General features: G+C 62.7%; 10 protein-coding genes. All 10 read right to left on the bottom strand.

From position 1 onward, the window contains the following. Positions 1 to 804, bottom strand: coding sequence for a hypothetical protein (locus HU754_RS19080; RefSeq protein ID WP_186624643.1), 804 nt, complete (start codon positions 802 to 804; stop codon positions 1 to 3). Next, positions 785 to 2,491, bottom strand: coding sequence for a GspE/PulE family protein (locus HU754_RS19085; RefSeq protein WP_186624644.1), 1,707 nt, complete (start codon positions 2,489 to 2,491; stop codon positions 785 to 787). The genes HU754_RS19080 and HU754_RS19085 overlap by 20 nt, the downstream gene beginning before the upstream one ends. 81 nt (positions 2,492 to 2,572) lie before the next feature. Beyond that, positions 2,573 to 3,103, bottom strand: a complete 531-nt coding sequence (locus tag HU754_RS19090; RefSeq protein ID WP_034152602.1) for a response regulator — start codon at positions 3,101 to 3,103, stop codon at positions 2,573 to 2,575. Positions 3,104 to 3,322: 219 nt separating this feature from the next. After that, the gene (locus HU754_RS19095; protein WP_186624645.1) at positions 3,323 to 4,084 is read right to left on the bottom strand and encodes a peptidylprolyl isomerase; all 762 of its coding nucleotides are present in this window, start codon (positions 4,082 to 4,084) and stop codon (positions 3,323 to 3,325) included. Positions 4,085 to 4,099: 15 nt separating this feature from the next. Continuing rightward, the gene (locus tag HU754_RS19100) at positions 4,100 to 5,650 is read right to left on the bottom strand and encodes an ABC transporter substrate-binding protein (protein WP_186624646.1); all 1,551 of its coding nucleotides are present in this window, start codon (positions 5,648 to 5,650) and stop codon (positions 4,100 to 4,102) included. A 9-nt stretch (positions 5,651 to 5,659) separates the two neighbouring features. Continuing rightward, complete coding sequence (locus HU754_RS19105) at positions 5,660 to 6,280, bottom strand: SCO family protein (RefSeq protein ID WP_093439276.1); 621 nt, start codon at positions 6,278 to 6,280, stop codon at positions 5,660 to 5,662. Continuing rightward, positions 6,277 to 6,927, bottom strand: coding sequence for an SCO family protein (locus HU754_RS19110; protein ID WP_099758579.1), 651 nt, complete (start codon positions 6,925 to 6,927; stop codon positions 6,277 to 6,279). Before HU754_RS19110 ends, HU754_RS19105 begins: the two co-directional genes overlap by 4 nt. A gap of 14 nt (positions 6,928 to 6,941) precedes the next feature. After that, positions 6,942 to 8,864 (bottom strand): YncE family protein, encoded by a 1,923-nt coding sequence (locus HU754_RS19115; protein WP_186624647.1) that lies wholly within the window; start codon positions 8,862 to 8,864, stop codon positions 6,942 to 6,944. Positions 8,865 to 9,164: 300 nt separating this feature from the next. After that, a complete protein-coding gene (mnxG, locus tag HU754_RS19120) occupies positions 9,165 to 14,999 on the bottom strand; it encodes a manganese-oxidizing multicopper oxidase MnxG (protein WP_186624648.1) in 5,835 nt (1,944 codons plus the stop codon). 200 nt (positions 15,000 to 15,199) lie between these two features. Further along, positions 15,200 to 15,808 carry a lytic transglycosylase domain-containing protein gene (locus tag HU754_RS19125; RefSeq protein ID WP_186624649.1) on the bottom strand — a complete coding sequence of 203 codons (609 nt, stop codon included), beginning with the start codon at positions 15,806 to 15,808 and terminating at the stop codon, positions 15,200 to 15,202. Between the last annotated feature and the right edge of the window lie 77 nt (positions 15,809 to 15,885).

Raw genomic sequence — 15,885 nt, forward strand, 5'->3', positions numbered from 1 at the left:
TCAGGCCACCGCCCGGGACATGACGTACAAGCCGTCACGCACGGTCATCGCGTCGTCTTCAAGGGTGCGCAGTTGCACCCCCGCCACGTCCGGATGCGCATCGAGCCGCGCCGGCGCATGCAGATATACATTGAAGGCGCGTTCGCTGGTCGAGGCTTGCAACTGCCGTTCGCGACCGATCAGGGCATTCAACGCGGCATCGCTGTCGCTGCCGCCCACCGAACGCACGCCAGCCCAGCGCCCTTCCCTTGCGAGCAACAACACGCTGCGCTGCGGCTCGGAGACGACGAAGAGGAAGTCGCCGGCATCGAGACTTTTGTCGAAGCGGTTGAACGCCGCCATCAGGTACGGCTGCACCGAGCGCAGGCGCAAACCGCGAGCACTGACCAGCGTGCGCAGGCGTTCGAGCAGGTCTTGCGGCAAGGCGCTGGCGATGCGGTCGTAACCGGCAGGTTCAGCGGACAACACCAGACTCCACGGCTGGGTTGGTGCACCGAACAGGTCTTCGAAACACAGTTGGGCAAAGCCGCGCAGTTCTTCCGGGCTGCTGATCTGCGCGCTCCATGGCACCAGGCAGAAGCGGCTGAAATGCCCGGAGATGACCACGCTCAATTCGGCACCGGCGCGGGCGTGTTCACCGAGCAGGCGATCGAGGGTGTCCAGCGCCACCGCGTAACTCTGGAAGCCTTCGTCGATGTAGCCGACGCTGCCCAGCCACAGGGTGTCGCTACCGCGCCGCTGACCGAGGCCAACACCGCTGGCGCCGAGCACGGCGACAAAACGCTCACGAGATAAATGTGACACGATTGATCTCCTCCAGCGTGGTGCGACCTTGTTCCACCAGCTCCAGCGCCGATTCGCGCAACAGGCGCAAACCACGGGCACAGGCCAGGGCTTTGATTTGGGTGATCGGTTGGCGCTCGACGATCATCTGGCGCAGTTCGTCGTCGAGGTGCAGCAGCTCGGCAATCGCCGTGCGCCCGCGATAGCCGCTGCCCCGGCAGTGTCCGCAGCCCTTGCCGTGGACGAAGTGGTAGTGGTCGACTTTCTGCGGATCGAGGCCCGAGGCGCGCAGTTCTTCATCGCTTGGATTGACCGGTGCGCTGCAACTGGCGCACACCAGCCGGATCAGGCGCTGGGCGAGAATCGCGTTGAGCGCCGAGACCAGGCTGTAGGGGTCGATTTCCATTTGCGTGAAGCGGCCAATCACGTCGAAGACGTTGTTGGCGTGGATGGTGGTGAACACCAGGTGGCCGGTGAGCGCCGACTGAACGGCGATCTGCGCGGTGTCGGGGTCGCGGATCTCACCGACCATGATTTTGTCCGGGTCGTGGCGCAGGATTGAGCGCAGGCCCCGGGCAAAGGTCAGGCCTTTTTTCTCGTTGACCGGGATTTGCAGCACCCCCGGCAATTGATATTCAACCGGGTCTTCGATGGTAATGATCTTGTCCACGCCGTGGTTGATCTCGGTGATCATCGCGTACAGCGTGGTGGTTTTGCCGCTGCCGGTCGGGCCGGTCACAAGGACCATTCCATAAGGTTCGGCGGCGAGGCGACGCAACTGGCGCAGGGTTTCGTCTTCAAAGCCCAGCGCCTGCAATTGCACGCCGCAGACCTTGTCGGCGAGATCCTGTTTGTCGAGCACACGGAGTACGGCATCTTCGCCAAAGATGCTCGGCATGATCGACACGCGAAAGTCGATCTGGCGGCCACTGATGCCGATCTTGAAGCGACCGTCTTGCGGCACGCGTTTTTCGCCGATGTCCAGTTCGGCCATGACCTTGACCCGCGAAATCACCTGCTCGGCGAATTCGTTGCCCTGGACTTTGCTGATGTTGTTGAGCACGCCGTCGATGCGGTACTTGATCACCAGGCCATGGCCGGTGGTGCCGAGATGGATGTCGCTGGCGTGCATTTTCAGCGCGTCGTACAGGGTCGAGTTGACCAGTTTCACCACGCTGCTGGCGTCTTCGCTGATGCTGGTCAGCGACAGGCTTTGCAGGGTGTCGATTTCGTGGTGAGTGTCGCCCTGAGCGTTCAGCGATTCGACGGCATGAAAGCTTTCTTCGTGGCGGGCCAGATACGCCTTGAGGTCATCGGCGTGCACCAGGTACAGCGGCGCGCCGTGCAGGCAATCGTCGATCCAGGCCAAGCGCGCCGGGTCGAAGGGGTCGGCAAATACGCCGATGACTTCGTCGTTGTGGCGCAGCAGGATGAATTCACGTTTCAGGCATTGTGCGAGGGTGACCCGGTCGAACACCGGCGTCGCGGCAAACAGGCTGTCCGTGTCGAGCACCGGGTAATGCAGGGTGGCGCCGAGGGTGTGTATGAACGGCATCGGCGCCAGTTCACAGAGTACGGCGAGGGCTTCCAGGACGCGTTCGCCGGAGGTGGCGGCCCGCGCCCGGGCCTGGGCAAGCTGTTCACTGGAAAAGCGTTCTGGCGCGCTTTCGGCCAACAGCGGTTCGACGACAACGGACAGACGTTCCATGGCTTGCTCTCCAACCGGGGCTCAGAGCCCTGTCGGCGCGGCAAACCTTGGCGGCAAGTGCCGGAACGTCTGATCGCGCCATTACTCCCCGGTGAGCATTTGATCGTCGTCCGGTGCCATGGCGTGCAACTGTCGTCGCCGATCCGCCAACACCCAACTGCCATCGTACAACTGCAACGGGAAGCTCTCGGTCCTGCTCTGGCGTCGTTCGACAAAGCCCTCGGAAGGGCTCGCACCGGGTTTCGCTTCACGCTTGATGCCCAGAAGGTCGCAGACCGCCCGCGCCAGTTCCGCCAAGGGAAACGGTTTGAACAGGATGTGGCTGACCCCCAGTTGCCGCGCCCGCTCACAGACTTCAGCGGTCGGGTGACCCGTTATCAGCACAAAATGGCACGTCCTGTTCTGGCGGACCGCGTCGAGCACCTCAAAGCCTTCCATATCGGGCAAGCGGTAATCGAACACCAGCACGTCGGGGGCAAAGGTTTCGGCCAAACCGATAGCCGTCGCTCCGTCATGTGCAATCGCGACGTCCAGCCCTTGCGCCGACAGATAATCCTGAAGGTTCTGTGCAAGCAGCTGTTCGTCTTCGACAACCAGTACTTTGTTAACCAAGGTCGACTCCTTGAAACAGCAGGTCCGATGACCCCGCCCTGAGAGTGCGCCTTACCAGGGGTAACGCACACTTCATGCCAGGCTGAGCGCCGGTAATTTTATCTGTTCATGTCCTTGAATTTAATGACAATGCCCGCTCGTCCCGGTACCCCGTTCCCCAGAAACGGGGAAGCACCTGAATGGGCATCGAAGCCATTCCCCACTATTGGGGGGGAACCTTCAGTCGTCGTCAATTCGTTCGATCCTGTTCTGCACCCGTAATTGCGCGAGCACCTGACGACGAGCCTGGGTCTGTTGCTGTCGGGCGAGCTCTGCCCTGACTGTATCCAGCCCCTGTAAATCTGGGACATCGGCGGCCTCCAAGTGGTTCGGCAAATAAATCACATGCCAGCCAAACGGTGAACGCAGTGGTTGGCTGGCAAAACTCGCCCCGCTGACAATCGAGGCGCGCATTTGCATCAAGCGTAGACGCGCTTGAGCCACTGTGGCTGCATCGGCTTGCGCGGGCACGCGAATCAACAGGTGCCGGGGTTGCAAGGTATTGGCGCGGATCAGTTCGGCGAACATCTGCTGCGCCGCCAGTTCGCGGCGGGTGTACTCGGTGAAGGAGGCCTCATCGAAACCGGCGTCCTGCAAGCGCCGGACGAATTTTTCCGCGCCGCCGATGGCCATGCGGGTTTGCTCGATCTGCTGACGCAGCGCTTGCTCGTCGATCTGCCGGCCACGTTTCTGCGATTCCTGCCACAGCAATTCTTTGTCGATCAGCATTTGCAGCGCCGCCTGGCGCAGTTCCTTGTAGGCCTTGGGGCTGCGAATACTCGTCACCGCGCGGCCCTGATCTTCCAGGTATTCGGCGAAGAAGCGCTCGAAGCGAAACCCGGAAATCTCCGTGCCGTTGACCCGTGCCACGGCCGGCTCGTTATTCGCCCACGCCAGCGGCAGCCAGCAAGTCAGCAGCAAGATCAGCGTTGTGCGTTTCATGATCGGGCCCTCCGTTCAGGGGCTGGCAACCATCGGTTTATAGGGTGCGACCAGATAGAAACGTTGATCGGGCAAATCCACGGTAACCACATGCGCGCCGCTCAAGCCCAGCCGTCGACCGGGACCGAAACTCAGGCGCGGGGTCAGGCCGGTGTCGAAGTCGTGCAGGCCTTCCAGCGCCGTCACCAGTTTCTCGCGGCTGGCGTCGCGGCCAGCCTGTTTCATGCCCTCGCTGAGCAGCAGCATCGAGGCATAGGCGCCGACTTGCAGCACCGCGTGCTGGGCGCCGAGGCCTTGGCCTTCACGCAGTAACGTCAGGGCCATGCGCCCAGCCTGGGTCCAGTCGCTGGGCACGAACGGATAGGCGAGAAACACCCGCCGGGTGAATCCGTCCGGCACTTGCAGCAGATCGCCGGCCACCTGGCTTGAAGCGGCGAACAAGTACGGCACCTGTCCGGCCCTTTGCAGCCGCGTCGCCAGACGACTGAAGCCGCCGCCAGTGCCCAGATAAAACACCGAACGCGAACCCAGCGGCAGCGCATCCGCCGCCGGGTCGTAGGCTTGCAGATGGACTTTCTGCCAGCCGTGATCCTGCAAGTACTGGCCGAGGTTTTGCGCGGCTTGCGTCTGGATCGGGTCATCGGGATAAGCAATCAGCGTCGGCCCTTGCAGCACGCGCAAACTGGCCGTGGCGTAATCGGCCAGCGCGATCAACTGCTCACGCAATCCCGGTAATGGCTCGAATATCTGCGGACTGGCCTGCAGGGTGCCGAGGATCGACATCGGCCCGATCAGCGGCATACCGGCCTGTTCCAGGCGTGCCCCCAGTTCGCTGTCAAGAGCCGGTGCCAGTGGTGCGATCAGGGCGAAAACCTGCTCCTGCTCGATCAATTGCTGCAAGGCTTGCTCGGCACTGGCGCGGTCCGGGCCGGGATCGATCACCGTCAAGCGCAACTGCCGGCCGTGAATGCCACCGGCCTGATTGATCCGCGCGACACTGCCGTTGAGCACCGCCGCAACGGTCATGCCCTCCTCGGCCAGCGGCCCTTGGCTGGGCAGTAAGGTGCCCAGATGCAAGGTCTCGGCATCGAGGCCAGGGTCGCGTTCGTCGGCGAGGCGTTTGAGATAGGCGGTAAGGTTGCGCTGATCCTTCATCGACAGCAGAAAGCGCGGCATGCTCGGGTCGAGACGGTTGTGGCCGGGGTCTCGGCCCTGCTCAATGGCCGTGGCCAGCGTGCTTTCGCTGTAGGCCGGATAGCTGCGGCCGTTGACCTGTTGCTGGCCATACGTGCTGGTCAGTCGCGCCCAGTTCAATTCGGGGGGACGCACGCCACCTTCAGGTCGGCCGAGGCCATCGGCGCCATGGCAATTGGCGCACGGCAGGCTGGTCGCCGGCAGCAACACATCCGCCGCGCCGAGCCGTGCCATGATCGCTTCGCCACTGACCGACAAGCCTTGGCGGTACAAGCGTTTTCCCGCCGCCTCTTCGGGTGTCAGCGGCGCAGCGCTCGTGCCAAGGCTGACGCCGGCGAGCAGGACCAGGGCGAGGACGCGGCAGCGTTTCATGGCGCGGACTCAGCGGCCGGCCACGGGCATTGTCAGCAACTGCAAGCGCTGGGCAATGGCGGCAGCCGGGGCGTCGGGACGGATTTTGCTCCAGCGTTTATTGGCGACATCGCCGACGATCAACTGCGTGGAGTGTTGCTCGGGCGTCGGTACGATCTGGCCGATGCGACTCAATACCAGGTCCATCTGCGCCTTGTCGCCGGTAAGAAAAAGCCAATGAGGGTCATCGGAACCCTGCTTCAAGGTGTAAGCCTTGAGCACCGCCGGCGTGTCGCGCAGCGGGTCACTGGTAAGGGAAATGAAGGTGATGTCTTGCGCCTTGTCGCCCAACAGCTCGCGGACTTCCTTGAGCTTTTGCGTGATCAGCGGGCAGGCGTCATTGCAACTGGTGAAGATCACGTTAAGCAGGACGATGCGGTTTTGCAGCGCATCGCTGTAGAAGCGCAGGGTCGCGCCGTTCTGATCCTGTAAAGGCGTGTCGGTGAACCAGGTTTTCGCGTCGTGGGTACCTTTGGCCGGCGCGGCGGCCACAGCGGCTGGCGGCTCAGAGACGTGGTCTTCGTGAGCAAACGCGACGTTACCAAGAATCCAGAAGCACACGGTCAGGGCGATCCAGTCGAGCAGTCTCATGGCTGTTGCTCCATGGCGATGGCTGTGTGTTTGGCGTGGGTGCGCAGGCCGCTGAGTTTTTCCACTTCCTTGGCCAACAGTGCTGGATCGGTGAAGCCGTAATAGCGCATCCAGTGACGATTGTTGCCGTCGCCGACGAGGATCAACGGTTGGTGATTCTTGAAGTCGCCACTGAAACTGCCGAGGCCCTTGAGGGTTTCATTGATCGACTGCGGCGAGCCGGTCAGCCAGCTCCAGCCCGGCCCGCGCTGGAAGGTGCGGGCATAATCCTGCAGGCGTTTCGGGTCGTCGCGCTGTGGGTCGATGCTGATCGACACCAGTTGCACTTCCTCGCCTACCCGCGCACCGAGCTGTTTCTGCACCTTGCCCATGATCGACGAGACCACCGGGCACACCGTAGTGCAACTGGTGTAGATAAAGCTCATAACGACGATTTTGCCCTGCACCAGATCCTGCTCCAGGCGCACTGTTTTGCCGTTCTGGTCGAGCAGCGGCACGTTGGCGAATTTCACCTGGGCGTGTTCCTGAGTGCTGCTGGCCGGGGCTTTGTGCCCAGCGTGTTCGTCTGCCGAGTGAGCGTTGGCGTATTGGATGCCAAGGCTCAACAGGCACAGGGTCAGCAGGCCACTGGATGCAAATCGGTTCATGTCGAAACTCCTCTTCAACGGGCCTGGCCGGGGGCTACCCGAACACTGGCAAAGGTCTTGTCATCGAAACCGGCGCCCAAAGAGGCCGCACGCACATGCAAATACCAGGCGCCGCTGCGGTCGAGGGTGATCGGCGCTTCGTACACGCCGTCGGCGACTTCCAGCGCCGCCACTTCGCGGGGATGCGAGGTGGGCGCGAGGTAGTAGCGCAATTGCACGTCTTTCACGCCTCTGCGCTGGGTTTTGTCTTTGCCCTGCACGATGCGGAAACGCACGACGTAGGGGTCGTTGAGCGCCACGGCAGTCTTGTCGAGGAGGAACTCGACTTTCGGTGCGCCGAAGTGTTTTACCAGGGCGCCATTGGTTTCGATCTGCGCGGTAAAGCAGTGAATGATGTTCGGTTGATTGAGCAGGAACGCCACGTCAAAGCGCCCCGCCGCCGGCAGCTTCACCCGCGCGCTGTACAGTCCCGGCGAGACTTCGCGCAAGCTGCGATCGATGACCAGGGCGGCGCGGGCGATCTGGCCACGGTTGGGGTAGCCGGACATCGGCGCGTTCATGCCTTCGGCGTAGAAGTAGGTGGTGTTGTCGACCGGGTTGACCACGAACACCGCGTTGTCATCGCGCGACACCGCCAGGCTTGAGGCCAGTGGCAAATCCCCAGCCAGACGCGGCGCTTGCGGGCCGGCTTCGAAACTCTGGCTGATCGGCTGGCGGCCTTCGCCTAAAGAAGACAGGTTGATCATGGTGACTTTCGGTGAAGCGAGTCCGCGGATGTAGGCGTAGGCCTGGGTGAACACCACTTGGTAGGGTTCGGCGCTGACGTCGAGGTCGTGAATGGCGCCGTTGGTCGCGGCGTCGATGATGCTGGCGCGGTTTTCCACGGTGTTGAGCACCACGCCGAAGCGGCCGTCGGCGCTGAAACCCATGGGGCCGAGGCCTTGTTGCAGTTTGATCACCCGGCGGACGGCGTGCGTGTTGGCGTCGATCACGGTCACCGTGCCGTCCTTGCCATCGGCCACATACACCGCGCCGGACAGCGCTGAATAGGCGACTGACAGCGGATGCGAGCCGGTTTTGATTTGCTCGACGATGTTCAGGCTGGCGATGTCGACCACGCTGACGGTGCCGTCGTCACGGTTGCTGACGAAGGCGAAGCGGCTGTCCTTGCTGAAGCTGATTTCGTGGTGGCCGCGCCCGGTCTGCAAATGTTTGAGGGCTTTTAGGCTTTGCGTGTCGATCACCGTGACGCCGGAGTCTTCGCCTTTACTGGCGTTGTTGCCGACCCAGAGCAGGCGTTCATCCGGTTGCAGTGCCACACGCACGGGTTGGCTGCCGGCGCTGATCGAATCGAGGACTTTGAATTGTTCGCTGTCGATGACCGCGATTTCGCCTGCGGTCGGCATCGAAACGAACACGCGTTTGTTGTCTTTGGGCGTGACCCAGTCCATCGGCGGTTGCTTGAGTTCGATTCGCGCGAGCGTGCTGGTGATGCCGCCGACCGACACCGACGGATCGACCACGGCGATGCTCGCGTCGCGGTTCATCACCAGCAGGAAATAGCTGTTGAGGTCGAGCAACGGCCGCGCACCGATGTTGGATTTGAGAAACACCCCGACCCGGGCCTTGCAGCTCTGGTCGCGGCCCTGGGCCTGATCGGCGGCGAGGGTTTGCGGATCGACCCAGGCCCCCGGCGCTACCCCGGACAACGGCTGGCCGGAGGCGCTGTCGGTGACGTAGAACTGCACATCGGCGAATTCACCTTCACGCAGTTTGCCGTCAGCGGCCAATGGCTTGAGGTTGAAATCCACCGCCACGCCGTCGCGGTTCAGCGTCTGACCCGCACCGGTTTGTGCCAGCGCAATCTCACTCAGCGTCAGCAACGCACCGGCCATGGCCAGCGTGCAAATACCGATGATGTTGATGATCCTGTTCATCTAACTCTCCCCTACCTCTTCACCTGGCAAAACACCGCCCCCCATGTGGGAGCGAGCCTGCTCGCGAAAGCGTCTTCAGCCTCACCCTCACAAACCGAGTTGCCCCCATTCGCGAGCAAGCTCGCTCCCACAAGGGATTTGCGTACATCCACTTCCTCACAGCCAACCACTGTCCCCTGTGGGAGCGAGCTTGCTCGCGAAAGCGGTCTGTCAGCCAACACACCTTTTGCATGTGCCGCCCTCTTCGCGAGCAAGCTCGCTCCCACAGGGATTTGCATCCACCGGGGCATTGCCGCTCTGCTACTGCCCCTGTGGCGCCGGTTCCGGTTCGTTGGTTACCCGCAGCAAGCCCCATAACCCGGAGGTGTTGCCGTAGGCGGCGTAATCGCGGAACAGGTAGTCCCCCGGGATCGCATTGCTGCCACCAGCGCTCGGGATCATGAAGCTGAAGTGCGCGGCCGGCAGGACGCTTTCGTGGGCGCCGATGTACATCGACATCGGGTTGTAGCCGAAGCGCACTGAGCCGACGCCCGGCGACCCCATCGGATAACCACCGGTATCGCTCTTCTCGGCCTGGAACGGATTGACCGACCAGACGTGCCCATCGAGCTGGAACGTGGTGCCACGACTGCCACCGCTCGGCATCAAAATATGCGTGCGGAACGGTTGCCCGGGTTTGGCATACAGCACCGGCGTCTGCGGATCACCGCCCACCAACGCGTTGCTGTAGGCCATGTGCGCATTACTCATGTCGCCGTAACCCGCGCCATCGGCATGCCCGAACGGTGCGTCCGGAGCGAGGCCGAAGCGGTACCACAGCGGTTCGGTCTTGTAGTTGATCGCCATGCTCGAGTTGTCCTGCGGATCGGTCGGCACGCCGAAGCCTTCAGCCGCAATCCCTTCCACCGGCCGGCCATTGGCCCAACGGGTGTTCAGCGCCTTGTGCCAGACCATCGCAAAGTCGCGGTAGCTGGTTTGCCCAGGCGCGGTGACCGTGGCGTTGACCTTGCGTGCATCGTCAACCCAGGTCGCGCCGATCGGCAGGATGCTCATCGCACCACCGAGGCCTTTTTGCGGTTGCTTGATCACGTCCGCCGGGGTGATGTTCAAGCCGCCGAACTCCACCGCTGTGGCGTTGATGTTGTCGACGCTGCGGCCCAGTTGAGTTACCGGTTTGCCTTCACGCTCCAGGTGCCCGGCGTAGTACTGATAGGTACGGGTCGGGTACGCGCCGCTGTTGCCGACACGCGGTGGCACGGTCTGAATCGGGTTGGCGCCGACATTGGCCCCGTCGGATTTGGTGATGTCGTACGCCAGCAACTGCGCGTGCAGGCCGACATGGCTGGACGGCCGCATCAGGTTATTGCTGAAGGTGGTCGAGCCCAGACCACTGTTGCGATCACGCTTGACCATGCCTTGCATCACCGCGGTTTGCGTCAAGTCGGGCATCACGCTCGGCAGACGGTTTTCCAAAGTGATGTTGATGCAATCCCCCGCCGCTGCACGCAACACCAGCGGTTCAACCGGAATACCGGGTTTGAGCTTACCGCTGAGCGGATCCAGGTCGGATTTGCGCACGTACAGGATCGCGGTCGGGTCATGCAGCGGCCCGCTCTGCCCGCCGATGGTGATGGTTTCGCCATCCTCCGGATCGGTCACGGTGACTTGTGGAATGCTCACCGTGCGCGAGTTCAGCACCAGGGTGCCGCCCGCCGGATTCAGCGACCCGCCGACATGTTGACCAAGCCCTTCGGGATCGCCGATGGTCAGGCCCAGCGCATTGCCGAGAATGTCGTTGGCCAGCGCCGCGACCACTTCGTAGTTACGCTGCACCGTAGGCCGGGTGCCAATGCCGTTAGGGTTGGCGCCATAGCGCGGGCAACTGCCCTCGAACGCCACGGTGTTGCGCATGCCCGCCGGATTCGGGTTGTTGGGGATGGCGAACAGGTCGGCGCGTTTGGCGGTGTAGTTGCGCATCACGCCCCAGATACCGCTCCAGTAGCCTTCGATCGAAGCGTCCATCGAGTACAGATAATCACCCGTGGTCGCCGCCGAACTGGACAGCATCGACACCGGCGCAATAAAGCCCATCTGCTCGGAGATGCCGATCATCTGCGACGCGCGCCAGCCGGAGTTGGAGCTGTTGCCGAAACCGGAACCGCTCTGCAGCCATTTCACACCGTGCAGGGTGACGTTGTGCTCTTCTTCATGGCCGCCGGCATGCACACGTAGCCGCACGTTGTCGCCAGTGTAAGTGCGCAGCATCGGCGTGAACGGATCGCCCGGTTCGGCGCCGCCCTTGTTGATGTGCGGCGGGAACAGCGTGGTACCGCCGGTGGGTCCGGTCGCCGAAGTGAGCAGATTCGGCGCCAGGTTCATCGCCGGGATCGCCCGATCGGTGCGGCTTTGCATGGCGAACGACAGATCGCCGCCGAGGCCGTCAGCCTGCATGCCGCGTTTGCCATCCGGGCCGACCTTGTTCGGGTCGTATACGCGCAGGGCCAGCGGTTCGTTGCGATAGTTGACGACGAACATGCCCGGATCATCCACCGAGATCGCCTGCGGACATGGCCGGCTCGGGCAGCCCGGCACCTGACCGCCCTGCACTTCCAGCACGCCTTCTAGCAAGTTGCTGGCGTTGTTGCGCACTGGCGGGTTGATCGCGTAACGGAAGCTGTCGGCGGTGGCCGGGAACGCCTGCGCGTTGGGCACACCGTTAGGGCCAGCCCCCACATAGACGCCAGCTTCATAGGCGTGCTGGAAGTCGCTGTATTCGAGGAAGAACTCGCGGAAGCTGTCGTTCTTGCCGTCGCCATCGAGGTCGCCGGTGTTGATCACCGCCTGCCATGAGGTCGGCCCACCATCCTGGCGCGCGCCGCTGTACAACGGCTCGCCGGTTTCGGCGTGGAACCAGGTGGAACCGGCCGGCTCGGCAAGCACAGTCGCGTACAGTCCAATCTGCTGATGCGTCGATGGGCCTAAGTGGTCGTGGGTGAAGATGGTGCCGAGGCCGCGATCGACGCCTTTGGCGTTGACCACCGGATCGACGAACCAGCGCTGCATCGCCGTGCGCGCACCCAGCCAGTCGGCGCGACCATACTGGCCGAAGAATGGGTGGTTCCTGGCTATCGGGCAGGCCTGGGTGCCGTCACGTGGATCGGTGCCGGCGCACTGGTTGAACTCGCGGATCGCATGAATGCGTTCCTGCACGGCGCCGGGTGAGAGCACGCCGTCCTCGTAGTTCCAGCCGTTGGAGGAGCCGTCCGCCGAGGTCAGATCCCACTTCGGCAAGTGAATGTGCTGGCCGATTACGTCGGTCGGCGTGCGCACCTGATAGTCGTCCATCTCATAGGTGGCCGGGACCAGGTTGGTTTGCTGGTATTGCACGCAATCGAAAGTGTTCATGCGCATCACCAGCGGCTCTGGTGGACGTTGCTTGGTGATCACCGGCCAGGCGTCTTCCCACAGCGCGAGAATGCGCGCCTGCGGAAAGTGATAACCGACTTTGTTGTACACCGCGTCGAACTGAATGTTGGCGGCTTTGTAGATCCGTGGGCGGTCGGCGGTGAAGCTCGAGGCGCCGACAAAGGACATGCCGTCGATGCGCTCACCGCTGGCGAACTCGCCGCTGCCGGCGTTGCTGGTCAGGCGTTTTTGCCGATCGTCCATGCACGGCTCGTAGTACGGCGCGCCGGCCATCGGCAAGGCACCGTTGGTGCGGAACGCCTTGGCCACCACTTGATTGCCGGGCAGCAAGGCGTAGCTTGGGTGATCTTTTTTCGCGTGGAAAGCCATCGCGGCCTGTTCGACTTCAGTGCCTTCTTCCGGCAGGTAAATCGGCTTGGCACGGCTGACTTCCTTGGAGAAGTCCAGCGAAGTGGTCACGGTGTGCGCTTCGCCACCGGCCGCGACGCCATCCAGTGCGTGACGCTGCAAGCCGCCATTCCAACCGCCGGACTGCGCCGGGTCGAGATTGGCCCACAGTGCCTTGCCGCTGGCCTTCAAAGACTGCGCGGTGGCCGCGTCGAGCATGTCCAGCGGCGGCGTTGGCGGACGTTGGCCGACCGAGCTTTCCATGCCGCCGATCCAGAACGGATAGCCAGGGTTTTTCAGGCTGCCGTCGGCATTGCGATTGGCTTCGCTGCGATCGACCAGCGCCAGCGAACCGATGGCTTGACCAGCGGCATTGCCGCCATGGTGCTCACCGTCGTCATCGCCCTCTTCTTCGTCATCGTCGTCATCATTGCCGGCGACCAGGGTTTCGCCGATTTTCGGCACCACCACGACTTTGCCCGGCATCGGTGCCATGGCTTTGCCGGGCAGCGGCACGATGGCCGGAATCGGCGTACCGGCGACGATTTCGCCATCGGGCAAGGCCCGTGCACCCGCCGCCGGTTTGCCACTGCGCAAGGCAAACGGTTCGCTGTGATAGCCGTCGGCGCCCTGCTGCGAAACATCGAGTCGCGTGCCTTCTTCGAACACATCGTGCACCCGCCACATGGCCCACATGCCTTGGGCAAAGTGCGGATAGAAATGGCAGTGATAGATCGCATCGCCGGCCACGCGGTTGCGGTTGCCCGAACCGCCATTGGCGATTTCATAGGTGTAACCGGCGCCCGGGCCAATGCCTTGGGCGTCGACGTAATCGGAGTTGTCGTCGTTGGGGTTGAACAGCCACTGATGGCCGTGCAGGTGGAAGATGTGTTGCTCGTGGCCATTGTGGGTATTGCGGAATTTGACGAAGTCACCGATGTAGCTGTGGTTGACGTTCGACGGCTCCGACGGATACAGCGCCATGGTGGCTTTCACCCCGATCTGATCGGCGCGCGGTGTCTGCCCTGGGGCGATGTTCTCCAGCCCGGTGTTGGCCGGCACATCCACCAGCATCGCTACATCGCCGACGGTGTGCGAGCTGAGGAAGAACTCTTCGTAAGCGCACGACAGGCAGTCGTGCATCGGCCCCACGCCCAAGCGGTTGGCGACCACTTCGGCGCCCATACCGCCGGAGCCGTAGTTGATCATGAACGAGTCGCGTGTCGGCTCCAGCACATGGGCCATTACCGGGTCAGCCCAATAGGCCGGGAATGCTTGAGTAGCGGCGGTTTCGTCCTGGAATTGCGAGGCGAAATCGCGGAACGCTTCGAGGCGATTGGGAATCGCCGGGTTGCGTTTGCCCATCGACTCCAGCGGGTAGGTGCTGGATGGGAAACTGCCGTCGGCGTTGCTGCCCATGACAATCGCATCGCTTTCGCTGGAGATGATTTCATTGCCGTCGACCATGCCGATGATCGGCGTACCGGCCTTGCCTTCGCGCAACCACGGTTCGCGCTGCGGGTAGCGCGCCTGGTAATCGACGATCGGTTGGCCGGTGGGTGCGCGGCCGGTGGTGGCCAGGCGCATTTCTTCTTCGGTGAGGGTATTGCGATAGGTGCGACCGCCCTTGGGCAGCACGACGACCTGGCCGAACAGACCATTGGCAACGTTGCCGGCCGCGCCCTCGCCACCAAACGTCGCGCCTCGGCTGCTGACGGCAAACGCGCCCTCGCGTTCGGCGTACAGCGTGTAGGAGCGGCTCGCCCCCGGTGGCACCAGACTGTTGGCGTTACGTCCGGTGAATGAAGAGATGTCATCAATGCTGTTCACTGCTTGCAGGCCGTTGACCTGGAAACCGACGTGACGATCCGCCACCTGCTCATCGACTTTGAAGGCTTCGGCGCCGTTGGCGTTTTCCGCGCCCTCTTCTTCGCCCAGGTTTTCAAAATGCTTGTTCGGGTTGGCCTGATAGTCGAGCAGGTTCTGCAGATTGATCGTCAGGCAATCGCCGGCGGCCACACGCAATACCAATGGCCGAGGGCGCTTGTCCGGACGCAGCGAGACTTTGCCCGGCACTGCGGCGCCGCCGTAAGCCAGCGACTGCTCATGTTCATCGACCACGTCGCGGCGCAGGGCGAACATCATGCCGTTGATGTTCTGCGCACCGAGGCGGTTGAACATCAGTGGTTGATCGAAGGCGACGACGTTGGCCACCAGGTTGCGCTCGCAACGCACGGCCGCGCCGGCCAGCTCGACGCTGAGCATCGAGGCCAGAATCACCAGCCAATTCAACAGAGACGGAGCGTGATGAATGCCAACCATGATCAGTAACCTCGTAGTGGGTGCTCTTGGGAACACTTCTCGACAAATGCCTCGGAGCAATCCGCGTGCCACAAAAAATCTCATTACCGTTCAACCAGTTACCGCAACCATTTGAGGGTCCGGGGGATATTCCCCACCGGTTTTCCCCACTTTTCGGGCCTCTGCGGTTTGCCCCCGAATGTGGGGAAAACCGGGTTGGGTCACAACGGCGCATCCATGGCCAGGCCCTGCAGACGCCGGTACTGACGCAATACGTTCGGTACATAACGCTGGGTTTCGGCGAACGGCGGAATCACCCGGCCACGGCTGAGCACCGCGTCGGGCCCGGCGTTGTAGGCCGCCACGGCGAGAGCAATGTCGTTGTCGAACAAGGTCATCAGGCGTTTGAGATATTTCGCCCCGCCCTGGATGTTGGCCTTGGGGTCGTAGACGTCGGTCACACCGAGTTCGCGCGCGGTGTCGGGCATCAACTGCATGAGTCCGCCTGCGCCTTTGGCTGAGGTCGCACCGGGGTTGTAGTGGGATTCGGCGTTGATCACCGCGTGCAGCAGCGCTTCGGGTAATTGATTGACTTTGGCGGCTGCCGAGACCAGTTCCGCGTAGGGCTGGTTGGCGATCATTTGTGGCTGTTGATCGAGGCTGGCCACGGCGGCGTCCGCCTCGTGGATCACCCGTTCGTAGGTGCGTCCGGGCCGGTGAACGTTGGACAGGACATAGCTGCCCTTGGCGTCCACGGAGATGAATACGTCGGCTTGCGCGGCGCCGCTGAGCAGCACACATCCGAGCAATCCGCTGGCGAGAAATTTCATGTCGGGCCTCCCCGGATCGACCCCGATAAATTGGGGGAAATGCCCCAATGGCCGATCACGTTTGAGCCATACGCAAG

Origin of the sequence: Pseudomonas zeae, assembly GCF_014268485.2 — a bacterium.
GTDB lineage: Bacteria > Pseudomonadota > Gammaproteobacteria > Pseudomonadales > Pseudomonadaceae > Aquipseudomonas > Aquipseudomonas neuropathica.

Bases quoted from the DNA above. Each gene is read 5' to 3' on its own strand.
- HU754_RS19085 (WP_186624644.1), bottom strand. From the start codon at position 2,491: ATGGAACGTCTGTCCGTTGTCGTCGAACCGCTGTTGGCCGAAAGCGCG.
- HU754_RS19095 (WP_186624645.1), bottom strand. From the start codon at position 4,084: ATGAAACGCACAACGCTGATCTTGCTGCTGACTTGCTGGCTGCCGCTG.
- HU754_RS19100 (WP_186624646.1), bottom strand. From the start codon at position 5,650: ATGAAACGCTGCCGCGTCCTCGCCCTGGTCCTGCTCGCCGGCGTCAGC.
- HU754_RS19105 (WP_093439276.1), bottom strand. From the start codon at position 6,280: ATGAGACTGCTCGACTGGATCGCCCTGACCGTGTGCTTCTGGATTCTT.
- HU754_RS19110 (WP_099758579.1), bottom strand. From the start codon at position 6,927: ATGAACCGATTTGCATCCAGTGGCCTGCTGACCCTGTGCCTGTTGAGC.
- HU754_RS19115 (WP_186624647.1), bottom strand. From the start codon at position 8,864: ATGAACAGGATCATCAACATCATCGGTATTTGCACGCTGGCCATGGCC.
- mnxG (WP_186624648.1), bottom strand. From the start codon at position 14,999: ATGGTTGGCATTCATCACGCTCCGTCTCTGTTGAATTGGCTGGTGATT.
- HU754_RS19125 (WP_186624649.1), bottom strand. From the start codon at position 15,808: ATGAAATTTCTCGCCAGCGGATTGCTCGGATGTGTGCTGCTCAGCGGC.